The following is a 23,443-nucleotide window of genomic DNA, read 5'->3' as shown; positions in this document are numbered from 1 at the left end:
GAAGTCTCACCAGTCATAGGCTTTGGGAAGATCGCTCTCGTCCAGATCGCGGTACCGCTCGCGCAGGCGCGTCTGGTGATTGCTGAGCGGCTGCTCCACACCGTCGATAAAGACGCGCACCGGTGCGGAGGAGACCTCCAACGGGTCGCCGTCCCATACTACGACGTCACCTGCTGCACCCGGCGCCAGCACGCCGTAGCGCCCACCATAACCGGAGATTGCAGCGGGAATGGATGTGATCGACGCCAATGCCTCGCCCCAGCTTAGCCCGGTTGCGCCCGGCACGCTCGACAGCGCGACAAGGTTGCCGGCAAATTGCGGGGCCGTGCGCGGTCCGGTGATCCCGCCCGAAAGTCCGCCAATCGCCACTTTCACGCCTGCATCGACCATCCGGCCGACATTGCTCTGCGTGGCCGCCAATTGCTCGAAACTGGATGGCAGATTGTCCAGCGGATCGGCGATCACCGGAATGCCGGAGGCTGCGATTTCATTCGCAACCAGCCAGCCCTCGCTCACGCCCACCAGCACCAGATCGAGATTGGGATAGGTGCTCTGCAAACCGATGACGGCGCGGATGTCCGAGGCCCGCTCGACATAGATATAAAGCGGCTGCGCGCCGCTCAGCACCGGTCCCAGCGCGGCAGCATCGGAGCGGGTCAGATGGGCGCTCTCCGCGTCCCACCGGCCATTCGCGTAATCGCGCGCCTCGCGCAGGGCATTGGCGAACTCGGCAAAGGCGGCGACCCGGCTGCCACCGGCCAGACGCGCGCCGCGCTCGCCCAGTGCCACCATCTGGAACGCGCGCGCCTTCACCACCGGCTGCGGATCGCTGCCGGTGTCGATCACAGCCCCTTGGCCAGCGAAGATCGAGCCTGCCGGGGCCGTGGTGATGGACGCCCGCGTCACCCCGCCGACCCGGCTGACCGCGACATGCTGGGAGGCGTAATTGACCGCCGTCGAAGCATCGAGCGCGGCACTGAAAGGGCTGTCGCCCGCGCGGATATCGTTGCTTTCGCTGACCGCTCCGACGTCGTAGAGGCCCAGATCGGTCAGCGGCATGAAGATGCCAGGCGTGACCCAGCTGCCGGTGCCGTCGAGCACGGTGACGCCCGCAGGAACGCTGACGCCCGCGCCTGCAGCGACGACCTTGCCGCCGCGCACCACCACGGTGGCATTCTCGACCGGCTGCGAGCCGTCGCCGGTTGCCACAGTTGCTCCGGTAATGGCGAAGTCCTGCGCCGAGGCAGAAACGCCGAGGGCTGCTGCGGCGGTGCCGGTCAGCGCGATGCGAATTGCTTTGCGAAGAGCGCTCATTTCACATCTCCTTCACCCGGCTGGCCGAGCTCGAAATCGCTCACCGGTTTGCGCTTGGGATCCATCGCATCGAACATCAGCGCGCCATCGACCCAAACCTTCTCGGGCCGCGAATACACACTCAGCGGATCGCCGTTCCACAGCACGACATCGGCCATCTTGCCGGTCTCCAGGCTACCGGTCATGTCATCAATGCCCATCGCCTTGGCCGCGTTGAGCGTGATCCACGAAATCACCTCGGCGTCGGGAATGGTGATACCCATGCGCGCACCAGCCGCTTGTGCCTTGGCAGCTTCCTGATTGAGCCGCTGGATGCCGTTCTCGTCGTCCGAGTGGATGACCACGCACGCGCCCGCCTGTTGCAGCAGCGCGCCGTTTTCGGGAATGCCGTCATAGCTTTCCATCTTGAAGCCGTACCAGTCGGCCCAGATGGCGGAGCACACTTCGTTTTCGCGCAGCAGATCGCCGATCTTGTAGGCTTCGACCGCGTGATGGAAGGTGCTGACCTTGTATCCCATCTCCTTGGCCATATCCATGACCAGCGCCATCTCGTCGGCGCGGTAGCAATGGTTGTGGACCAGAATCTCACCGTCCAGCACACCCGCCAGCGTCTCGTTCTCCAGATTGCGCTTTTTACGGTCCCCCTCCGCATAGGCGATCGCGTCGAACCAGGTCTGGCGGTTCACCGCGAAATTGCCCATCCGGGTGGAGGGCTTGCGGCCTCTGTTGCCGTAAACCCGCTTGGGGTTTTCGCCGCAGGCCATCTTCATGCCGTAGGGCGCGCCGGGGAATTTCATCCCCTGCACCGTGCGGCTGTAGACGTTCTTCAGCGTAACCGTGCGCCCGCCGATCAGATTGGCGGAACCGGGCAGGATTTGCAGCGAGGTTATTCCGCCATTGGCCATGGCGCGGCTGAAGCCGGGATCCTGTGGCCAGACCGAATGCTCTGCCCAGACATCGCCTGTGGTCGGCGCCGTGGCTTCGTTGCCATCGGCGTGGGCAGAAACGCTGGGGCTGGGGTAATCGCCCAGATGGCTATGGATATCGATAATGCCGGGGGTGACGAACTTTCCCGTGCCGTCAACCACCGTGTAGCCTTCGGTCGAAAGCTCCTCCGCCACGCCCACGACCTTGCCGCCGCTAAACAGCACGACACCGTTCTCGATCACCCCGCCGGTGCCGTCATAAACCGTCGCGCCCACCAACGCAGTGGGCGTGCCCGGATAGGGTTCGTAAGTCGACGGGAAAGGGACCTCGGCAATGTCGTAGGACTTGTCGCCATCGCTGGCAGAGGCGCTATCTGCCCCCGCCGTCGTGGCACAAGCGGAGAGCGCGAACGCACCCCCGATGGCCAGAAGTGCGTTCGCTCTCATGTGTCTTGCCCCTTTGCTTGCGTCTGTTGTGTTTGCACCGTGGCAGGCTTCAAGAACGGGTCGAAGGATGGACGCCGCCTTCCTGCGGTTCCAGCCCGGCACCGGCCTGCCCATCGAGCGCATCATCGATGCTATCGTCCTGTAGTGTGTCGAGATGCATCAGCTTCTTGACCAGCGGGCTGATGACCATGACCCCTACGCCGATGGCCACGGCATACCAGCCAACCGTACTGTACACATCGAGCACCAGTTGCTTGCCCGCTTCCTCGCTGACGCTTTCCGCCCCCGTCGCCGCAGCGATCAGGCCGGCGGCAAAGTTGCCCAGCGCGGATGCGAAGAACCACGTGCCCATGATCAGCGATGCCATGTGCGAGGGTGCCAGACGGTTCATCGCGCTGAGCCCAACAGGCGACAGGCACAGCTCACCGGTGGTGTGCAGCAGATAAATCAGGAAGATGAAGATCACCGGAGTCGGTACGTTCACTCCGACGCTTTCCGCGCCCCACACGAGCACGAGGAAGCCGAGGCCTACCTGGATAACGGCGAGGCCGAATTTCATCGGGGTGGAGGGTTCCGCTCCCTTGCGGGCGAGGCTCTGCCACATCATCGCAAAAACCGGTGCCAAGAGCACAATGTAAATCGCGTTGATCGATTGGAACATCGAGGCATTGACACCTGCTGTATCGACATGACGATCGGTGAACAGGTTGAGGCTGGAGCCAGCCTGCTCGAACAATGCCCAAAAGACGATCGAGGTCAGGATAAGGAACATGGCCGCAAAAATGCGGTCCCGCTCTTCGGGAGCCAGCTTCGTAACTGCAGTGAACAGGACGTAAAGCACCAGACCGCCGCCAAAGACGCCCAGAACCGTGCCGACCAGTTCCTGATACTGGATTGCGGCCCAGCACAGAGCGACCATGGCAAGGCCCGCACCATAGATGCCCCATTCCTTGCCACCGGTCAGGCTCGCTGGGTTTTTCGGCTCGCCCTTGCCCATCAGCAGCGGCTTGCCGAGAACGAAGAATACAAGGCCGATCAGCATGCCGATACCGGCCAGCCCGAAGCCGTATTCCCAGCCATAGGTCTGGCCCAGATAGCCGCAGATGATCGAGGCAGTCGCCGCACCGACATTAATTCCCATGTAGAAGATGGTGTAGGCCGGATCGCGGCGGATATCCGTGCGCGAATACAGCTGCCCAACGATTACGGAGATATTGGCTTTCAGGAAGCCCGAGCCGACGATGATCAGCGCCAGAGCGGCCCAGAACACGTTGATGGTCGGATCGTCCTGACCACCTGTACCCTCGAACGCCATGAAGAAATGGCCGAAGGTAAGCAGCACCGCGCCGAACAGCACTGCCTTGCGCTGGCCGATATAGCGGTCGGCCAGATATCCGCCGACCACCGGTGTGATATAGACCAGAGCGGTATAGGCCCCGTAGATTATCGAGGCTTCGCTGTCCGAGAACATCCAGTGCTGGACGAGGTAAAAGATGAGCAGCGCGCGCATCCCGTAATAGGAAAAACGCTCCCACATTTCCGCAAGAAACAGCAGGAACAAACCCTTGGGGTGCCCGGCGAATTCCGGCTGCGGCCGGGTGACGATATACGTCCCGCCAAGCAGAAAGCCTGCTAGCGCCACAACCGCCAGCCAGAATGCCCACATCTCGAATGCGGAATCGAAGGTGAAAATCAACTCGTACATTGGGCCACAGCCCTCCCCGTCCAGTGCAACCCCGCCTGCTCTGCGCAGGTCTGGTCCAAGCCGCGCACCCTAGCGGCGAAATCGCATCGCTCAAGAAGCGATTGCAGCCGAAACCACCTTTACGCACGGTGAAGCGCCCGGAGGCGCTGCCCCATAAGCCACGCAAACCTTGACGTGACACGGTGTATTATGGCAGCGACGCACCCATGAGCACCAATTCCCGGCCCGTCTATCTCAAACTGCGCGATCTGATCGCCGCCTCGATTATCGAAGGCCGCTACCGCGAGGGCGAAATGCTGCCTTCCGTCCGGTCCTTTGCCGCCGACCAGGGCGCCAACCCGTTGACGGTGGCGAAAGCGTATCAGCAATTTCAGGCCGATGGTCTGGTGGCGGTGCAGCGCGGCGTGGGCATGTATGTCGTGCGCGGTGCGGCGGCGAAGCTGCGCGATGCGGAGCGCGAACGCTTTCTGGCCGAAGAATGGCCGGATATCGCCGAACGCATGGCGCGGCTGGATATTGATCCCAAATCGCTCTCCATGCCGCAAACGAACGCAGGTACATCGCCGGGATCGGGGGCGAAAAAGGCTGAGGCTGCGTCCGCTTGACCGCAGGCCTCAACAAGGAACCACACCGGTAATTGCGCCCCCGCCCCAAGTCTGGCATACCCGCCTGAAGGTCGCGCCCCTGTTGCCGCTTATTGCGGCATCCGATCCGGGAATGTGGGATTCCCGCTGTCAAACCCAAAGGCGCCCCTCCCTCAGAGCGTCGGAGAATAGCATGATCCGTTCCGAACTCCTTCAGGCGCTGGCGAAGGACAATCCCGAATTGCGGGCCGAAGAAGTCGAGCAGGTGGTCGATATCTTTTTCGACGAGATCTCCGAAAGGCTCGCCGAAGGCGGCAGGGTCGAATTGCGCGGCTTCGGAGCATTTTCCACCCGCGAACGCGCCGCACGGGTCGGCCGCAATCCGCGCACTGGCGAGGCGGTCAATGTCCCTGCGAAACGCGTGCCCTATTTCAAGCCGGGCAAGGAAATGCGCGAAGGCCTGAACGAATAGAGCTTTCCGGCCGCGCGGGTTCCATTCCGGCACCACTACAGACAGCACACTCTGCGCGATTGCGCGGGCGCCTTCGATTGCGCTAACGGCCCGTATTGTACGGTGCGTCTTGCATCGGCACGCAATGCGGGTGTGGCGGAATGGTAGACGCCGGGGACTTAAAATCCCCTGTCCTTTGGACGTGCGGGTTCGAGTCCCGCCACCCGCACCACCCCCTCTGCTGATCAGACCCCGTAAAATTCCCTACCCGCTCGCTAGGCATAGGGCAGGCAGACCCGGTTAGGGGTTGTCCCCACGATGAAAACTCAAGGGGATCCCATGCACGGCTTGATAGGCCCGGAACTGGAACTGGACCAGACCGCTTCGGTCGAGCAGCGCGAGGCACCGCGCGTCGCATTGATGCTGCGCAATGCGAAATTGTCGATCGACGGGGTCGAAATCCTGTGCATTGTCCGCGATGTGAGCGCCACCGGCATTCGCATCCGGGCTTTCCATAGAATTCCCGAAGGCAAGGCCTGCTCGATCGAATTGTGGGAAGGCCAGCGCTTTCCGATCGAAGAAGCCTGGAACACGGGCGACGAAGCAGGATATGCCTTCTGCGAGGCCAAGGATCTCGACGCGCTGGTCTATGAGCACGGCCCCTTTCCCAAGCGACCGATGCGGATCAACCTGACCATGCCTGCTGCCATCATCAGCGGCGAGACGGGCACACAGGTGACGATCCGCAACATCTCGCAGCAGGGTGCCTGTGTTGAAAGCGACGGCGTGTGGGCGCCGCAGCTGCTCGTTAGGCTACAGGGCCAGTGCCTGCCTGACCCGCTCCATGCCAAGGTTTTGTGGCAGCGCGATAATCTGCACGGGCTGGTGTTCGAGCGGACATTTGCGCTGGCGGACTTTGCGAGATTGGCGGCGCGTCTCCAGAAGCTTCCGGCCAACATTGCGCCGGGCAACTAGCGGAACCAAGCGCTTAGCCGGGGCGGAAATCCATTGCGATACCGTTGATGCAATGCCGCTTCCCGGTCGGCCTGGGGCCGTCGTTGAAGATATGCCCCAAATGCCCGCCGCAATCGGCGCAGTGCACTTCGGTGCGGGGATAGCCTAATTTGAAATCGCGCGATGTGCCCACTGCGCCCTTGTCGATCGGCGCATAGAAGCTGGGCCAGCCGGTGCCGCTGTCGAACTTGGTCTTCGAGGAATAGAGCCGGTTGCCGCAGCCTGCGCAGACAAACGTGCCGCGCCGGTTCTCCTTGTCCAGCGGAGAGGAATAGGGGCGCTCCGTCCCCTTGTTGCGCAGCACGGCGAATTCAGCGCGGGTCAGCTTCTTGCGCCATTCCGCTTCCGACAGGCGCACGGGAAAGCTTTTGGCCTCTGCCGGATCGACCCCGCATCCGCCGAGCACCAGAGTAGATACACCAGCGCCCAGCCAGCCCATGAGAGAGCGGCGACTGATTGCCGTATGGGGTTTGCCAAGGTCGGTCATTGTCACGGGTCCTTCAGTGTCTCGCGCTGGATATACGCACGAGACCGGTGAAAAGTTACCGCGCCTAATGGCCGTGCCGCTTGGCGGCCAACTGTCAGAAGGTCGAGAGCTCCACCTCGAGCACACGGAACCCTTCGACGAAATTGGCCCGCACGCGCTCGACATCGCCCGCGACATGCACCCGCATGCGGCGGGCATGCATTTCTTCGAGCAGGATGCGCAGCTGCAATTCCGCAAGACGCGCACCGACACAGCGGTGAATGCCATAGCCGAAGGCGAGGTGCCGGCGGGCGTTTTCGCGGTCGAGGATCAGCTTGTCGGCATTTTCGAAGACCGTCTCGTCGCGATTGGCGGAATTGTACCACAGGACAACCTTGTCGCCCTTCTTGATCTGCTTGCCGAACAATTCGGTGTCTTCGCTGGCCGTGCGGCGCATATGCTTGAGCGGGGTCTGATACCGGATGCATTCCTGCACCGCATTGGGGATCACATCGGGGTTCTGTTCGAACAGTTTGCGCTGGTCGGGGAATTTGTCGAGCGCGTGGACGATGCCGCTCATCGTGTTGCGCGTCGTGTCGTTCCCGCCGACGATCAGCAGCACCAGATTGCCCATGAATTCCTGCGGGCTCATCTGGTTCATGGCCGGGGAATGGATCATCATGGAAATGAGATCGGCACCGGGTTCTTCCTGCGATTTCTTCGCCCAGAGCTGCTGGAAATAAGCGGCCATTTCCATCTGGATGCCGCGACGGGTTTCTTCCATTTCGGGGCCGGCAAGCATCAGTTCGGTATCGCCCGACCAGTCGGACCAGAAGGTCAGCAGGTCGCGGTCTTCCCACGGGAAATCGAACAGGATCGCCAGCATGCCGGTGGTCAGCGGGATGGATACCTTGTCGACCCAGTTGAACACTTCGCCTTTGGGCAGCGAGTCGAGACATTCGCCGGTCCGCTGACGGATCTCGCCTTCCATCCGCTTCATTTCGCCGGGATTGAAAGCGGGCGCTACAGTGCGGCGCTGGCCGGTATGCTTGGGGCGGTCCATGGCAATAAACATCGGGAGCTCGAAACGCTCCTCGTCGGCCATGTCTTCGTCATCGACGCGCTCCAGAATGGTGATGCCGCCATGTTCCCAGCTGGAGGAGAACAGTTCCGGCAGCGCCTCGACATGCTGGATCGCCTTGTGTCCCACCACGCTCCAATAGGGGCCGAACGGGCTTTCCTTGATGTAGTGCAGCGGACCTTCTTTGCGCATTTCGGCGAAAATCGGGGGCCATGTGTTGTCGACATAGATGTCGCTGCGGCTGGTATCGTATTTCTCGGGATGCGACGGTTTGGCTTCCGGGTGGTCGTCAAAATGTTTCTGCAACGCTTCATGCGCTTTGGGGCTGCGGGTCCATTCGGTGCGCTCGGGGGCCAGGGTCGCCATTGTCACTCTCCAACAGATCGGGTGCATCTACGGCACCTCGTTAGGTTCCATCCTGACGCTACTGACATGGGAGTCAATACTGCGTTTCAATCTGCGACCTAGTTCTGCCTTTTCAGGCCCGGGCCAAGCTGCTGGGAAAGCGGCAAATCAGGCGGGTTTGCGTCGGAACAGACTTTTTCCGGCACCCGATGGCCCACTCTGCATCACCTTGCGGCGGAAGAGCGTGGACCCGACTTTCACGAAGATGGCCACCCACAGCAATTGCCATGCGATCCCAGCCACGTGCCACCACAGCGTGTCGAACATCGCGCCGCGCGCCAGCATCACATAAGGCGAGCTCATCGGCACGATCATCGCGATACGCTCCACCGTGCTGCCCGGATCGGCCACGGCGAAGCTGGCGAGAAAGAAGATCAGCACCTGCAAAATGGTCGAGGGCAGCGAGAGCGTCTGCACGTCGCGCACCGTCGGGGCCATCGCGCCCACGGTCAGGAAGATCGAGCCGATCAGCAGATAAGCGAGCGCGAAATACACCAGAAATAGCAGGGCGAAGAGCGGCCAGCCAATGGCGGGCGGAGTGGGCAAGGTCATGTCGCCCGCTCCAACAGCCGCCAGCGTCAGGCCGACCGTTCCCCAAAGCGCGATTCCGACAAAGCTCACCGCCAGCATGGCGAACAGCTTGCCCAGAAACACCGCGTCCATCGGGATGGAGGCCGCGAGTATTTCGATAATCTTGTTGCCCTTCTCCTCCACCAGATTGGACAGGACCATGCCGGCCAGAAGCATGGACAGGAGAAACAGCATGGTGATCGAAGCGGTTGCCGTGGCGGTGTTGCTGCGCCGTTCTGCCGCAACGCTGTTGTCGCGCGGGGAGAGCGTGATTTCGGGCACTTGATCGGCCGCATTGCCGGCCGAAGAACCGCCCATCGCTTCGGCCGCCTCTGCGGCCAGCAGAGCGACTTCGCCGCTCCAGCCCGTGATATTGGCTCCGGCACCGGTCAATTCCGGCTCTGCCAAAGTGCCGCTGAGCACGCCGCCGAAATTGCCTTCCTGATCGATCAGCAGTTCGTCGATTGTCCGCCCGTCTTCGATCGTTTCAATCGGCGGCAGAGTGATCAGATCCGCAAGCTTTGCGTGCGACCGGGCCAACGCTGCGCGCTCGCCCGCGTCGGACAAGGCCACGGCCATGCGCGGCGGAGTAACGCTTTCCGCAGCGCGATTGGCGAGCGACCCTGCAGATACGCTGATGCCGACAAACAGCAGCGGGCCAAGCAGGAAGAAAATGAACGCCTTGCTGAGCAGGATGGCAAGAAAATCGCGCCGGGCCACCACGAAGGCGGCTTGCAGCAGCGAGAGACGACCGGCGGAGGCCGGAGTAGATGGCGTGCTCATGCTGCGGCTCCTGCGGCGTCGGCTTCCATGGCTTTGGCCGCGGCCTCTCCGGCAATTTCGACGAAGGCATCATGCAAACCGGCGCGTTCGATCGACAGCGACAAAATGCCTGCTCCCCCCTCGATTAGCGCGCGAAGCAGGGTTTCCACGCCGGTAGACGGCAGCGGGAAATACCAGAAATGGCTTGCTTCGCCGCCCGTCGCGGTCTTTGCCTCGTGCCGCGCATCATCGGGCAGAGCGCTGCGCCATGCGCCGTCGCCAGCCTTGGTTTCCAGCTTCACCTGCGCCGGAATGCGGTCGCGCGCCTCGTCGACCGATCCGGCATAGGGCACCTTGCCGCCTGCGATAATCGCGACGCCTTCGCACAGGCGTTCGGCATGGTGGATCACATGGGTGGAGAAAATCACCGTCACCCCGTCATCGGCCAGCGCGCGAATCATCCGCTCCAGCTTGCCCTGATTGATCGCGTCGAGGCCGGAGAACGGTTCGTCCAGCACCACCAGACGGGGCCGGTGAACCAGCGTTCCGAGCAATTGCACTGTCTGCGCCATGCCCTTGGACAGCATCCGGATCTGCTTGTCGGCAGCATGGCCCAACCCGTGCGCTTCCATCAGCTCGCGGCCACGGCGCCAGCCTTCGGGTTGCGGCACACCGCGCAGCGCGCCCATAAAGGCGATGGCATCGACGCATTTCATCGTCGGATACAGCCCGCGCTCTTCCGGGAGGTAACCGATCATCCGGCCGATCTCGTGCGGCTTCTCATGCCCCAGCACCCGGCGCACGCCTTCATCGGGGTCGATAATCCCCAATAGCATCCGCAACGTGGTGGTCTTGCCCGCCCCGTTAGGCCCCAGAATGCCGTAAATCGCGCCCTGCGGCACGGCGATATCAACGCCGTTCACCGCCGCAACGCCGTCGAACCGTTTGACCAGCCCGCGCGCCTCCAGCGCCAGAACCTGAGGAGCCGCCGGTGCGTGGGCCTCGTCCAGTTCGTCTGTGGGGAGAGTATCGTTGCCCATGGCCGGGGCTTGGCTTAGCGATGCATCCATGAGCGGGCAATTACCTCCAAGGCGTGAACGGGATGGCCCCTGTCTATGGTAAACGCCGCATCAACCTCTGACGCTTACGATAAACTGCGTACTGCGCTCGTCCAGCGGGCGCAGGAGCTGGGCTTTGTCTCTGTCGGATTTGCCTCGGCGCAGGACGATCCGGAGCGCGCGCGTCGGCTGCATGACTGGATCGCGGCGGGGCATCACGGCGATATGGGCTGGATGGAAGACCGCGCCGATGTGCGGCAGGGCCCGCAATCCATGTGGCCCGAGGCGCGCAGCGTGATTGCGCTGGGCATGGCCTACACGCCGGACATCGATCCGATGGCGCTGGAAGGCGCGGGCGACCGGGCGCGGATCTCGGTCTATGCCCAAGGCCGCGATTATCACGATACGGTGAAGAAGGCGCTGAAGGCGCTCGCCCGCTGGCTGGTGGAGCGTGAACCGGAAAGCGCTCTGAAGGTGTTCGTCGATACTGCGCCGGTTATGGAAAAGCCTCTGGCCGAGGCTGCGGGGCTCGGCTGGCAGGGCAAGCACACCAATGTCGTCAGCCGTGAGCATGGCAACTGGCTGTTTCTGGGCGCGATCTACTCCACGCTGCCCTTCGCGCCCGATGTGCTGCATTCGGACCGATGCGGGTCCTGCAATGCCTGCCAGACGGCCTGCCCGACCAAGGCGTTTCCCGCGCCTTATCAACTCGATGCGCGGCGCTGCATTTCCTATCTCACAATCGAGCATTCCGGACCGATCCCCGAGGAATTCCGCGCGGCCATGGGTAACCGCATCTATGGCTGCGACGATTGTCTGGCGGTGTGCCCGTGGAACAAATTCGCCGATAGCGCCGCGCGGCACAAAGCCTTTGCGCCGCGAGAGGAATTGATCGCGCCGCAGTTGGCGGATTTTCTGGGCCTGGACGATGCGGCCTTCCGGGCGCTGTTCTCCGGCTCTCCGATCAAGCGCATCGGGCGCAACCGCTTCGTCCGCAACTGCCTGATCGCGGCGGGCAACAGTGCGGATGCGGCGTTATCCGCGCCAGTCGAGGCGCTGCGCAGCGATGCCGATCCGGTGGTGGCCGAAGCAGCCGACTGGGCCGCTGCACGCCTTTCGGCGCTCTAGAGCAGTTCTTTCAGCGGGCGCTCGATATCGGCGAGGTCTTCGGGCGCGGCGACCAGCCCGGCCTCGACCAATTTGCGCCCCTGCGCATAATCCTTGGTCCGGTTCACGCAATCGAGCGCCAGCACGCGGCCCTCGCGCAGATAGACCACGGTAAAGCTGCGCTCTGCCGGATCGCCGCGCAGGACCGTCGCGTCATAGCCGAGCGACAGGCCGACCGTTTGCAGGCGCAGATCATACTGGTTGGACCAGAACCACGGGACCGCATGGTAGGGCTTGGCATCGCCGCAGATCGCGGCGGCGGCGACATTGGCCATGTCATTGGCGTTCTGGACCGATTCCAGGCGGACCACGGCGCCTCCGGCAAAATTATTGGCGTGGGCTGCGCAGTCGCCGATGGCGTAGACGTCCTCCAGACTGGTGCGGCAGAAATCGTCCACATCCACCCCGTTCGACCCGGAAGCCCCGGCGGCGATCAGCGGACCGATGGAGGGCACGATACCCACCCCGAAGACGACGATATCGGCGGGGATTTCCTCGCCATCGGCCAGCTTCACGGCAGTGGCACGGTCGCCTTCGCCCAGGATAGCTTCCAATTGCGCATTGAGGCGCAGGTCCACCCCGTGGGCCCGGTGCTCTGCGGCGTAGAAATCGGACAGGTCCGGCCCGGCAACGCGGGCCAGCACCCGGTCCTGCGCTTCCAGCACGGTTACCTCCATATTGCGCTTGCGCATCACCGCTGCGGCTTCCAGCCCGATATAGCCGCCGCCGACAATCACCGCGCGCCGCGCTCCGCCTTCGATATCGGCGCGCAGCCGGTCGGTATCGGCGCGGCCGCGTATCGTGTGGACATTGCGAAAGTCGGCACCGGGGCAGGGCAAGCGGCGGGCATTGCCCCCTGCTGCCCAGATCAGGCTGCCATAGCCGATCGTATAATCATCGCCGCATTCCACCTGTTTGGCCGCTGCGTCGATCAGCGTCACCGTCCGCCCGGATAGAAGCGTGATATCCTTGTCGGCCCAGAATTTCTCCGGCCGCAGCTGGATTTTCTCGAACGGCTTTTCGCCCGCGAGATAATCCTTCGACAGCGGCGGGCGCTCGTAGGGCAGTTCCTTGTCCCGGGTCAGCACGGCGATGCTGCCGGCAAACCCCTTTTGACGCAGAGCGATGGCGGCCTGTGCTCCGCCATGGCCCGATCCTACGATGACGACATCTGCATGGTTCATGCCCGCGGGAATGTCCTGCGCAGAAGCTTTGGTCAAGCAAGCACGGATGTCAGCGCGGGGTCAGTGCCGGTCAGCGCGCCAGGAGATTGCGCGCCTGGCTGGCAATTTGCGCCAGCATGGCAGGTGCGACCGGCGTGTGGCTCTGCGCGCGGCCAATCATCGAACCGAATTGCCGGATCGCCGCTGCATTGGCCTCGGCCCAATCGCTGACCGCTGCAGAGGGATCGTCCTTCGCCCCCTTGCGCCGCAAGAGGCGCTTCAGGAAATCGAACCGCATCTGCTGGAAATCCCTTGCGAGGCCTGCGACCAGCAAACGCTCCCATACATCGGAGGGGTTCATCAGCGCAGCCGTACCCTGCGCCCAGTCGAGCCCCATCCGTTCGCCCAGTTCGGTAAAGGCGCAGGTGAGCGAGCGCGGATCGACATCGAGATCGCGCGACAGGCGGGCAAGGCCCATGATACCGTCGAGGTCGAACAGCAGGGCCGCTGCGGCCGCTGCCTCTTTGGGCGCACCATCGGCGGTGAATTCGGAGCGCATCCGGGCTGAGCGACGGCGGTTTTCCTCGCCCAGAAGATTGTCGGTGCCATGGGTCAGATCGCCGACCTGTTTTTCCAGCGCGGCAATAATGTCCGACGGGCTGGTATTGTCCCCGCAGGCGCGCAGGACGTCGCCCATATGGATGCGCATTCCGGCGGCGACCTGATCGAACAGGTGCAGCCGTGTCGCCTCGGGCATGGCGCCTTCTTCCAGCGCGCTCCAATGCGCGTCCATCCCCAGCAGGCGTTCCGTGGCTACAAAGGCCACGGCGACTTCGGCCAGACTGACGCCCTCTTCCTCGGCCAGTTCGAAGGGATGGATGATCCCCATCCGGTTGATGATCCGATTGGCCAGCCCGGTCGCCGCGATTTCACGTTTGAGGCGATGGTCACCGATTTCGGCCGCATATTTCTTGCGCATGGCGGACGGGAAATAGGCCACCAGCGGTTCGTGCATGGCCGGATCATCGGGCAGCGTGCTCGCCTCGATGGCATCCTGCAGCACCAGTTTCGCGCTCGACAGCAGGACGGCGAGTTCGGGGCGGGTCAGCCCGCTGCCATCGCCCGCGCGGCGGACCAGGGTCTCATTGTCGGGCAGACCTTCGGTCTGGCGATCCAGATCGCCGCTTTCCTCCAGCGTTTCCATCAGGCGAATGAAGGAACCGGTCGTGCCCGCGCCGCCATGCTCGGCAATCGACAGGGCGAGCGCCTGCAGACGATTGTCTTCCAGCACAATCTCGGCGACGTCATCGGTCATCGATTCCAGCAGCGTATTGCGGCGCTTCTCGCTCAGCTTGCCGCTGCGCTGGGCGGCGGCCAGACCGATCTTGATATTCACCTCGTTGTCCGAGCAATCGACGCCCGCCGAGTTGTCGATGAAGTCGGTGTTGATGCGTCCGCCGGTGCCGCTCGCGCCTTTCAGCGAGAACTCGATGCGGCCGGCCTGGGTGATGCCCAGATTGGCCCCCTCGCCGATGACCTTGGCGCGCACATCACGCGCATCGACCCGCAAGGCATCATTGGCCGGATCGCCGACCTGAATGTTGTTCTGCGTCTCCGCCTTCACATAGGTGCCGATGCCGCCGAACCACAGCAGGTCGACCGGCGCCTTCAGGATGGCCGAGATCAGCGCTTCGGGGTCCCATTCGGCCTGATCGACGCCGAGTGCCTTTTGAGCTGCCTTGCTCAGCTTGATCGACTTGGCGCTGCGCGGGAAAATGCCGCCGCCCTTGGACATCACGTCGCGGTTGTAATCGTCCCAGCTGGAGCGGGGCAGGGCGAACATCCGGCTGCGCTCTTTCCAGCTTTTCGCCGGATCCGGATCGGGATCGATGAAGATATGCCGGTGATCGAACGCGGCCAGCAGGCGCAGTGATTTGGACAGCAGCATGCCGTTGCCGAACACATCGCCCGACATATCGCCGCAGCCGACCACGCTGACCGGATCGGTCTGCACGTCCACGCCCATTTCCCGGAAATGGCGCTGGACCGACACCCACGCACCGCGCGCGGTGATGCCCATCGCCTTGTGGTCATAACCGTTGGACCCGCCGCTGGCGAAGGCATCGCCCAGCCAGAAACCGCGCTCCATCGCGATGGCATTGGCGACATCGCTGAATTTTGCAGTGCCCTTGTCCGCCGCGACCACGAAATAGGGGTCGGCCCCGTCGCGGATCACAACGCCTTCCGGATGCAGGACCTTGTCGCCATCCAGATTGTCGGTGATCGAGAGAAGCGTGCGGATAAACACTTCGTAGCTGGCCTGCCCCTCGGCGGCCCAGCCTTCGCGGTCGGTCGCGGGATCGGGCAATTGCTTGGGATAGAATCCGCCCTTCGCGCCGCTCGGCACGATGACGGCGTTCTTCACCCGCTGGGCTTTCATCAGGCCGAGAATTTCGGTGCGGAAATCGTCGCGCCTGTCTGACCAGCGCAGGCCCCCGCGCGCCACCGGGCCGGAGCGCAGATGGATGCCCTCCACCCGGCGGGAATAGACGAATATCTCGCGCCACGGCAGCGGGCGGGGCAGCCCCGGAACCTTCGCGGATTCGAGCTTGAAGGCGAGCGCTGTCTGGCCGCCCTGTGTATCGGTGCATGCGAAGGCATTGGTCCGCAGCATGGCCAGTATCACCCCGTGATAGAGGCGCAGCAGGCGGTCGTCATTGATCGCCGCCACCTTGGACAGCCCGGATTTGATCGCGCCTTGTGCATCCCTGATGGCTTTCTCGCGGTCACCGGAGAAGGCGGGATCGTGCATCGCGGTGAACAGGCCGAGCAGCGCCTGCGTGACCTGCGGCGCGCGAGCGAGGGCATCGACCACGGTATAGATCGTGAAGCCCATGCCCGTCTGGCGCAGATAGCGGTAGATCGCGCGCAGCCATTCCGCCTCGCGCGCGCCCATATCGGCGGCCACCACCAGACGGTTAAACGCATCGTCCTCGGCCCGGTCGTTCAGGACGGCAGTGATTGCCGGCTCGATCTGGTCCGCCCGCTTCAGCACGGTGGCGCTGTCGATGCCGGGCAGGGTTTCCAGCAGGAAATCATGCACCGTGCCCAGCTCACCGCCTTCCACCGGATTGGGGATTTCCTCCATCACGCGGAAGCCGAAATTCTCCAGCTCGGGCACCGCATCGGATAGCGGCAGGCTGCCCTGGTGTTGATACACTTTCAGCCGCATCCGGTCCTGCGGATCGCCGTCGAGATGATACAGCCGCGCGCTGCGTTCTCCGGCACCGTCCTCGGCCCCTTCGCGGCCCGACAGACGGCGCAGATAGTCGATATCCATGGCCGCTTCGCGCGGGCCGTAGCGGGCGCGGTAGGCGGCGGAGAAGCCGCTGCCATAGCGCATGGTGAGGGCCGCTGCGCGCTGAGCGGAGACCATTTCGCCCAGCTCGGTCTCGACGGCCTCTCCCCAGCCGCGCAGCATCGCCTGCAGCCGTTCCTCGACCACGGCCTCGTCCACCTTGCGGCGATGGGCGCGGTTGTCGAGCACGAAGCGCAGCATGGCCAGCGTGCCGCCCTCTACTTCCAGCCCCCAATCGAGCAATTTCGCTCCGGTGGTTTCTTCCAGCATCGCGGTGATCTGGTGGCGGAGCGCGGTCGACATCGTGTCGCGGGGCAGCCATGCGAAGGCGAATATATGACGGGCCAGCGGTGCCTCGACCAATGCGATGCGCGCGCGCGGGCGGTCCACCAGGCTCATCATGGTGGTGGCAATGCGCTCCAGATCATGCGTCTCGAAACCGACCAGCAAATCATGCGGCAGGCTGGTCAGCGCGTGGACCAGAGCCTTGCCCGCATGGCCCCCGGGATCGAAATCCAGTTCTTCCATGAGCGACGCCATCTGCGCGCGCAGGCGCGGCACCGCTGCGGGCGGAGCGGCCAAGGCGGCACTGGTCCATACGCCCGCGTGGATCGACAGGGCCTCGGTCTTGCCCTTGGCATCGCGGCGGGGGACGATGAACAGGTCCAGCGGCACGCGGCGATGGACATTGGATACCCGGTTCGCCTTGATCACCAGCGGCTGGCGGATCGTGTCGCCCTTGCGATCGAACCACGCAAACGCGCGATCATACGACTCTTCGGCCAAAATCTGTTTGGCGCTTCGGCGGCAAATCCCCAGCAGATCGGAGTGGCTGCCGTCGCGGTGGCGGGTGACATGGCCGAGCTGGGTCAGCATCCCGCTGTTGAGCCATTCGAGCAAGGCCGCGCCTTCTTCGGCTTCGGGAGAGGCCGCTTCGCTGGCCCGGATTGCGCGGGCATCGGCGGCCATCGCTTCCTGAGCCTGTGGCCAGTCGCGCACTGCGGCCCGCACATCGTTCAGCGTTTCGCGCAGTGCCTTCTCGATTGTTCTCCGGGTCTTGGCGTCGACCCGGTCTGTTTCCAGGTAGATCATCGATTCGCGCAATGGCGTCTTGCCCTTGGGCGACAGGCTGGTCAGCGCGCCGTCCGGATCGCGCTCCACCGGCAGAACCGGGTGGATCAGGCGATCGATGATCAGCCCGTGCCCCGCCAGCGTGGCCGCCACCGAATCGACCAGAAACGGCATGTCGTTATTGACGATGGCGATGCGCAGGAAGCGCCGTTCACCGGTTTCCGACGCCAGCGACAGGGCCGTTTCATCCGCCGGACGCCGGATCGCTGCCCCCAGCAGGAACCGCGATGCCGCATCCAGCTCGGCTTTCGAGAACGGCGCGTCGCCGGGCAGAAGGGAGGCCTTCAGACGCTTGGCCAGTGCGGCCTGCAAAGCAGTCTCCAGCGCGGGGTCGGAACGATTGGCGGCGGCAGTTGTGGAACCCATCGGGCAGCATGCTCCCTGACAGGTCCGGGCTCGGGCCTGACTCTGCGCTGCTTGTTATAATGTTGCGCGGGGTGCGGCAAGCGTTGTCGGCCCGGTGAAAAAATTCCCGGCAAGCGCCCGCGTGCCGGCATTGGCCGCTATAACCTCACTGTGACGGCGCAACTGGCTGGTTTCTGCAGACGGTCTCCCTCGCTGCAGGGGCTCTCCCTTCCCCCAAGCGCTGTCACCTTTACCCGTCCTGCCTTTGGCCCGGCTGCAACAAACCGGGCGGCAGACCCGGGCCCGTTCGGTTCAGGCGGGCACTGCTTCGCGGCAGGCCGCCACGGTCAATGCAACCGATCGGGCCCGGGCTTCGGGTTCGAAGGTCGCCCCCGACATGATGATTTCGTCCGCGCCTGTGCGGGCCACGAAGGCCGCGATTTTCTCGGCTACCTGATCGGGTGTGCCGATGGCGGCAGCCTGATCCATGTGCGCCAGCATGGCCCGGGCGGGCGCAGGCAAGGTGCTGCGGTAATCCTTGATCGGCGGAGGCAGCTTGCCCGGCGTGCCGGTGCGCAGGTTGACGAAGGCCTGCGCCTGGCTGGAGGCGATCAGCTGCGCCTCTTCCTCGGTGTCGGCGCAGAACACCGTCATGGCCGGCATGACATAGGGCTGCGCGAGGGAGGCGCGGGGCTGGAAATCGCGGCGATACAGCTCTAGCGCGGCGTCCAGATGATCGGGCGCGAAATGGCTGGCGAAAGCGTAGGGCAGTCCCAGCTTTGCGGCCAGCTGCGCGCCGAACAGGCTGCTGCCCAGCATCCACATTTCGATGTTCGCGCCGAGGCCCGGAGTGGCTTTGACCGGCAGCTCCGGCTCGCCGCTAAACAGCGCCTGCAATTCCGCGACATCCTGCGGGAAATATTGCGAGGCCGCGTTCAAATCCTTGCGCAGGGCGCGCTGCAATTCGGGGCCTGCACCGGGCGCGCGGCCCAGCCCCAGATCGACGCGGCCGGGGAACAGCGCCTCCAGCGTGCCGAACTGTTCGGCGATCACGAACGGCGTGTGGTTGGGCAGCATGATGCCGCCCGATCCGATGCGGATGGTGGAGGTGGCATTGCCGATATGGGCGAGCACCACCGACGTTGCGCCGCCTGCAATCCCGGCCATTGCGTGATGCTCGGCCACCCAGAACCGGTGGCATCCGGCTGCTTCGGCGGCGCGGGCCAGATCGGTGGTGGCGGCCATCGCCTGCGCGGTGGTCTGGCCCTCGCGCACGGGCACGAGATCGAGAACGGACAGTCTGGTCATGCCACATCGTCCACCAATTCCAGCAGCCGCGCAATATCCTGTTCGCGGCTGAGCCGGTGGTCGCCGTCCTTGATAAGGGTCAGCACTACATCGTCGCTCGCCAGTTTCTCGGCGAGACGCACGCTGATCTCCCACGGAACATCGGCGTCCTGCTGGCCGTGCAGCAGGCGAACCGGCGCGGTGATTGGAATGGGACCGCCCAGCAGCCGGTTCGCCTGCCCGTCGGCGAAGAAGCCGGGATGGGTCGGGGTCGGCTCCGGCCCGTAAGGATTATCGGCGAAAACGGGCTGGCCTGCGGACAGCGTCGCCTTGTCAGCCGCGCTCGTGCCCCATTCGGTGAAGTCCGGCGCAGCAGCTATGCCGCCCAGCCCCGCCAGTCGGTCGCCCAAGGCAAGGCCGACCATCAGCATCAGCCACCCGCCCATGGATGAACCGATGACCACCACGGTCCCGTGCAGATGCGCATCGATCAGGGCCAGCACCTCGTCCCGCCACCGGCTGAGCGTGCCGTCGGCAAAATCCCCGTCGCTCTCACCGCAGCCGGAATAATCCATCAGCAGGCACGCGCGCCCGGCGGCCTGTGCGTGGGCGAACAGGGCGGTTGCCTTGCCGCCAGCCATGTCGGACATATAGCCGGGCAGAAACACCAGCGCCGGACGGGTGTCGCCGGAGGCTGCGGGCGAGTACCGGAAAGCAATTCGGCGGCCATCGGGCAGGGCGTGGAAGCGGGTCTTGTCGGTCATCAGAACAGGTCGAACTCTTCTACGTCTTCATCCTCGTCGCACATCGATTGGATCGCGGCGAATTCTTCATCGGTGAGGACGGGCGGGTAGCCTTTGCCTTCGCTCGCTGCATCGCGGTAGGCCTTGGCGCGTTCGCCGGGCGCGGGATGGCTGGCAATCCAGCCGATCAGGGCGTTCTCTTCGCGCGCGTCTTCGCCGTTTCCTTCGCCGTCCTCATCCGCTTCGTCATCCCCAGTCTCATCAGCTTTGCCGCCGCCCAGCCGCTCGAAGAACGCGGCGGCCCCCAGCGGAGAGATATCCGCCGCTGCCATGCGCGCGCGGGCATATTCGTCCGCCTCACGCTCCGCCTCGCGCGAATAGCCGAGACTGGCGATGCCGAAGGCGGTGTTGCCAATGCCCGAATCCGCGCCTGCCAGCAGGATGGAAAGCCCGAACTGGCGCAGGATAGCGGTCATCACATGCCGCTCCCGCACATGGCCGACCTCGTGACCCAACACGCCCGCCAGCTCTTCGGGGGTCTCGGCCTGCTGGACCAGCCCGTCAAACAGCATCACCTGCCCGCCCGGCAGTGCGACGGCGTTGACCATACCGGAATTGGCCACGCCTGCGCGCACCTTTGTCTCCGCCGGATCGACCGCAGCCAGCATCTTCGCCATGGCCGCATCGCCCGCCGGCGTGTGGCAGAGCTTTCCGCCCAGATCGCCGACCATTGCATCGCCGATCTGCCGCTCCCATGCGGGCGGAACCATCGGCCCCAGCCATTCGGGCGCGGTCATGAACAGCGCGACGGCGGCGGCGCTAACCGCAGTGAAAGCGATGACGGCCTTGCCCAGACCCAGCCGGTCGACCCAGCCACCATATTTGCGCCGCTGCGGCAGGGCGGCAGCAAAGTCGGGCGGCAGATCGAGCGGCAGGCGCAGGCGGAAATCGGGCAGGCTGACGCGCTGATAAAGCAGCTGGGACGCCAGCGCTCCGCCCGACACCAGATCGCCAAGCGGGACATGCAGCGCAGGCTGTCCCGCTTCCTCCAGCACCAGTGCGGTCTGACCGCTCAGCCTTGCGGTGCCCTCGTGCCGCACAGCCGATACGCCGTCATACCAGTTGGCAGGCAGAGTGCCGGCCAATGATCCGGGAGGGCTGGCGGTCTCCTCCATCGGCTAGATCGCGCCTACATCGAAGGCATCGAGCAGGCCCTCGCCATGTTTCGATGTTGCGGTGGTGGACTGGGTCAGCTCGTCCAGCATGATCTCGCCATCAGCCTCCAGATGCGTCATGAAAAACTTCCAGTGGCGATAGGACAAGAAGATATACCCGATGCCTAGCGTGAACACGACCAGCGCGAAATCGCCGAGCAGCAACATGATCCACTCCTTCGTCGATGCGGTGAAGGAAAAGCCGACGCTGTTCCACCGCATCGCGCCGACCACTTCTCGGTAAAATGCGGCGTAGAAAGCAACTGCGATCAGGCCGAGTACGAAGTAGAACCCGAAGACAAACAGCAGGACTCCGATCACGAAGCCCGCGCCCATCGCGTCCGAATCCATGGTGCCTTCTTCCAGGCTTGCGATGACACCGCCGAACAGCAATCCGCCAATAAAGATCGCGAAAAACATCAGAAACGGTGCGAGGTAGAACAGCAGATACCGCACGAAGACCGGACCCTGATCGGCTTCGGCAATGAACTGGTGCGGGCCGAAGCTCATCTTGCTCCAGCGTTCATTCCACAGGCTGACCATCGACCACGGAACCAGCAGGCCCAGCGGCAGATATCCGACAAAAGTCTTCCACATATAGGACAGGCCGAAATTCCAACCCTGCGTATCGCTGCCTCCGCGAATACCGCGCCAGCGGGTCCGTGAAAGGCGGTATCGCAACGCGCGGAAGCGGGCGACGCCGGCGAGGTAGAAGATCGCGAGGAAGGAAACGAGCGTCAGCCCGACGCCCAATGCTTCCTGTCCTTGCAGAACAAGCATTTGCGATACCTGCGAAATGACAAAGAAGGGTAGCAGGAAAACGATTGCCGCAAGGGCGAAACCGATCAGCAATTCCTTGCCGGTGCCGGCCCATTCCAGATTCTCGTCCACGAACCGGCTGCGCGACCAGAGATAGCGGCGTTCGCGCGCGGTCGCCCAGAACCGGTAAATACCCAGTGTGACAATCGTCAGCAGCAGGTTGGTGAAAGCGATGGGCGCAAATTCCTGCCACGTGCCTTCGAATTGAAAGGCGCTGTCCGCGCCCGGTTGATCCTGCATGTCCACTGTTTCCCCGCACAAGCTCTTCCCGCGTTGTCCAGACGGGGCGGGGCCAAGTCAAGCGGGCCGAAGGCTGCAGGTCATTCGCGCTGGAAAATCTCCTCGATCGGCATGCCGAACACATCGGCAATGGTGAAGGCCAGCGGCAGAGAGGGATCGTAGCGCCCTGTCTCGATCGCATTGACGCTCTGCCGCGACACGCCCAGCCGATCGGCCAGCGCCTGCTGGCTCCAGTCACGCTCGGCGCGCAGGACTTTCAGGCGGTTTTTCATACAGCGCCCCATGTGCCGAATTGCACACGGTTGACAATCGCGCCCACGCCCAGTCCCAGAAACCAGATGATCGTGACCCAGTAAAGGTCGACTGGCGGTGCGATATCGCCGGCTTGCAGGAAGCCCCAGATGGACGCTGCGCTCAGCGCCAGTCCGGTTGCGATCAGCGACTGGCGCACGGTCAGCATGCGGAGAAATTCGTCGCTTTCCTCCACGATAAGCCTGCCGACTGCCCACAGCACGCCCAGAATCGCAAGGCCGGGCAGGAGGGCAAGAACGACACGAAGCGCGTAGGCGACTTCTCCCGCTTCCTGCAGAAACGTCATCAGGGCGAACGACGCCAGATAGGCGGAGGTGAAGATCGCCACGCGCCTTGTATAGCGCTTCTGCGCCGCACTGTTGCCGCCGCAGGCTGCGTCTTTCTGCCGGGAAGACTTGGCCAGCGGATACATCAGTCCCGCCGGGATCAGCAGGAGCAGCATGGCGGTGTATTTGCCAATCGCGTCGGTGATCGCGAGCCCCGCGATAATGCCGATCGCGGCCAGCATGCAGCCCAGCCACAGGCCGGGGCTGCCCCAGTTGCGCGTGGGGCCGGGCTCGCTTTGCGCCATCACGAGCGCGCCTTGCCAAAGGGCAGGCAGCATTTGCCGGAGGCTGTCATCGAAACTGCGAGGGCGGGCAGGACGAACAGCATCAGCTGGCCGAATTTGGGATCGACCTGTCCCTGGCTGACACCCAGCGCGACGAGGATCATGCTGACTGCAAAGCTGGCGGCGAGGAGGAGATTGCTCATGGTCAAGGTTCCTTTCTTTAATGGAAAGGGTCTTTGACATCGATTCGGGTTCTTGTCAACTAAGCTTTCCATATTGGAGCGGGTGCTTGCCATTCCCTGCGTCATCCTGCAGTCATCGCAGCGCGTCA

The 23,443-nt window shown here is 63.7% G+C and carries 20 protein-coding genes and 1 tRNA gene; 5 read left to right on the top strand and 16 right to left on the bottom strand.

Annotation, left to right across the window (positions count from 1 at the left end; translation table 11 throughout):
• Window positions 1–6 precede the first annotated feature (6 nt).
• From ACFCW2_RS04885 to ACFCW2_RS04875, 3 genes are read right to left on the bottom strand one after another with little or no spacing between them, the layout of a single operon-like run.
• On the bottom strand, window positions 7–1,314 hold the full coding sequence (locus tag ACFCW2_RS04885) for an amidohydrolase family protein (protein ID WP_379548507.1): 1,308 nt from the start codon (window positions 1,312–1,314) through the stop codon (window positions 7–9).
• Window positions 1,311–2,687 carry an amidohydrolase gene (locus ACFCW2_RS04880; protein ID WP_379548506.1) on the bottom strand — a complete coding sequence of 459 codons (1,377 nt, stop codon included), beginning with the start codon at window positions 2,685–2,687 and terminating at the stop codon, window positions 1,311–1,313. Before ACFCW2_RS04880 ends, ACFCW2_RS04885 begins: the two co-directional genes overlap by 4 nt.
• 49 nt (window positions 2,688–2,736) lie before the next feature.
• The gene (locus ACFCW2_RS04875; protein WP_379548505.1) at window positions 2,737–4,392 is read right to left on the bottom strand and encodes a peptide MFS transporter; all 1,656 of its coding nucleotides are present in this window, start codon (window positions 4,390–4,392) and stop codon (window positions 2,737–2,739) included.
• Between the two features lie 206 nt (window positions 4,393–4,598).
• Here ACFCW2_RS04875 and ACFCW2_RS04870 point away from each other — a divergent pair, with 206 nt between their 5' ends.
• The 4 genes from ACFCW2_RS04870 (at window position 4,599) to ACFCW2_RS04855 (ending at window position 6,402) form a co-directional block, all read left to right on the top strand.
• Window positions 4,599–4,997, top strand: a complete 399-nt coding sequence (locus ACFCW2_RS04870) for a GntR family transcriptional regulator (RefSeq protein WP_379548504.1) — start codon at window positions 4,599–4,601, stop codon at window positions 4,995–4,997.
• 172 nt (window positions 4,998–5,169) lie between these two features.
• Window positions 5,170–5,448, top strand: coding sequence for an integration host factor subunit beta (locus tag ACFCW2_RS04865; protein ID WP_379548503.1), 279 nt, complete (start codon window positions 5,170–5,172; stop codon window positions 5,446–5,448).
• 126 nt (window positions 5,449–5,574) lie between these two features.
• Window positions 5,575–5,659 (top strand) — tRNA-Leu (locus tag ACFCW2_RS04860).
• 107 nt (window positions 5,660–5,766) lie between these two features.
• The gene (locus ACFCW2_RS04855; RefSeq protein ID WP_379548502.1) at window positions 5,767–6,402 is read left to right on the top strand and encodes a PilZ domain-containing protein; all 636 of its coding nucleotides are present in this window, start codon (window positions 5,767–5,769) and stop codon (window positions 6,400–6,402) included.
• Between the two features lie 13 nt (window positions 6,403–6,415).
• Here the strand turns inward: ACFCW2_RS04855 and msrB are convergent, their stop codons facing one another.
• From msrB to ACFCW2_RS04835, 4 genes are all read right to left on the bottom strand, one after another.
• Window positions 6,416–6,928, bottom strand: coding sequence for a peptide-methionine (R)-S-oxide reductase MsrB (gene msrB / locus ACFCW2_RS04850; protein WP_379548501.1), 513 nt, complete (start codon window positions 6,926–6,928; stop codon window positions 6,416–6,418).
• A gap of 94 nt (window positions 6,929–7,022) precedes the next feature.
• A complete protein-coding gene (locus ACFCW2_RS04845) occupies window positions 7,023–8,354 on the bottom strand; it encodes a cytochrome P450 (RefSeq protein ID WP_379548500.1) in 1,332 nt (443 codons plus the stop codon).
• A gap of 147 nt (window positions 8,355–8,501) precedes the next feature.
• Window positions 8,502–9,746 (bottom strand): ABC transporter permease, encoded by a 1,245-nt coding sequence (locus ACFCW2_RS04840; protein WP_379548499.1) that lies wholly within the window; start codon window positions 9,744–9,746, stop codon window positions 8,502–8,504.
• Window positions 9,743–10,765, bottom strand: coding sequence for an ABC transporter ATP-binding protein (locus ACFCW2_RS04835; RefSeq protein WP_379548498.1), 1,023 nt, complete (start codon window positions 10,763–10,765; stop codon window positions 9,743–9,745). Before ACFCW2_RS04835 ends, ACFCW2_RS04840 begins: the two co-directional genes overlap by 4 nt.
• Before the next feature lie 75 nt (window positions 10,766–10,840).
• Between ACFCW2_RS04835 and queG the strand changes: the two genes are divergently transcribed.
• Complete coding sequence (gene queG, locus ACFCW2_RS04830; protein WP_379548497.1) at window positions 10,841–11,911, top strand: tRNA epoxyqueuosine(34) reductase QueG; 1,071 nt, start codon at window positions 10,841–10,843, stop codon at window positions 11,909–11,911.
• Here the strand turns inward: queG and ACFCW2_RS04825 are convergent.
• The 9 genes from ACFCW2_RS04825 to ACFCW2_RS04785 form a co-directional block, all read right to left on the bottom strand.
• A complete protein-coding gene (locus tag ACFCW2_RS04825; protein ID WP_379548496.1) occupies window positions 11,908–13,134 on the bottom strand; it encodes an NAD(P)/FAD-dependent oxidoreductase in 1,227 nt (408 codons plus the stop codon). The two genes, queG and ACFCW2_RS04825, sit on opposite strands and share 4 nt — an antisense overlap.
• Before the next feature lie 70 nt (window positions 13,135–13,204).
• Window positions 13,205–17,968, bottom strand: a complete 4,764-nt coding sequence (locus ACFCW2_RS04820; RefSeq protein ID WP_379548495.1) for an NAD-glutamate dehydrogenase — start codon at window positions 17,966–17,968, stop codon at window positions 13,205–13,207.
• 291 nt (window positions 17,969–18,259) lie between these two features.
• Window positions 18,260–19,255 (bottom strand): LLM class flavin-dependent oxidoreductase, encoded by a 996-nt coding sequence (locus ACFCW2_RS04815; RefSeq protein ID WP_379548494.1) that lies wholly within the window; start codon window positions 19,253–19,255, stop codon window positions 18,260–18,262.
• Entirely contained in the window at window positions 19,252–19,998 is a 747-nt protein-coding gene (locus ACFCW2_RS04810; RefSeq protein ID WP_379548493.1) for an alpha/beta hydrolase, read from the bottom strand. Before ACFCW2_RS04810 ends, ACFCW2_RS04815 begins: the two co-directional genes overlap by 4 nt.
• Entirely contained in the window at window positions 19,998–21,152 is a 1,155-nt protein-coding gene (locus ACFCW2_RS04805; protein WP_379548492.1) for a M48 family metallopeptidase, read from the bottom strand. Before ACFCW2_RS04805 ends, ACFCW2_RS04810 begins: the two co-directional genes overlap by 1 nt.
• Window positions 21,153–21,155: 3 nt before the next feature.
• A complete protein-coding gene (locus tag ACFCW2_RS04800; RefSeq protein ID WP_379548491.1) occupies window positions 21,156–22,250 on the bottom strand; it encodes a YjgN family protein in 1,095 nt (364 codons plus the stop codon).
• A gap of 80 nt (window positions 22,251–22,330) precedes the next feature.
• Window positions 22,331–22,522, bottom strand: coding sequence for a helix-turn-helix transcriptional regulator (locus tag ACFCW2_RS04795; protein ID WP_379548490.1), 192 nt, complete (start codon window positions 22,520–22,522; stop codon window positions 22,331–22,333).
• Window positions 22,519–23,166 (bottom strand): hypothetical protein, encoded by a 648-nt coding sequence (locus tag ACFCW2_RS04790; RefSeq protein WP_379548489.1) that lies wholly within the window; start codon window positions 23,164–23,166, stop codon window positions 22,519–22,521. The genes ACFCW2_RS04795 and ACFCW2_RS04790 overlap by 4 nt, the downstream gene beginning before the upstream one ends.
• On the bottom strand, window positions 23,133–23,315 hold the full coding sequence (locus ACFCW2_RS04785; protein ID WP_379548488.1) for a hypothetical protein: 183 nt from the start codon (window positions 23,313–23,315) through the stop codon (window positions 23,133–23,135). The genes ACFCW2_RS04790 and ACFCW2_RS04785 overlap by 34 nt, the downstream gene beginning before the upstream one ends.
• Between the last annotated feature and the right edge of the window lie 128 nt (window positions 23,316–23,443).

Source organism: Qipengyuania algicola (genome assembly GCF_042492175.1).
Lineage (GTDB): Bacteria > Pseudomonadota > Alphaproteobacteria > Sphingomonadales > Sphingomonadaceae > CAJXSN01.
The sequence above is the reverse complement of the archived record's forward strand: the minus strand, read 5'-3'. Positions and strand labels throughout refer to the sequence as shown.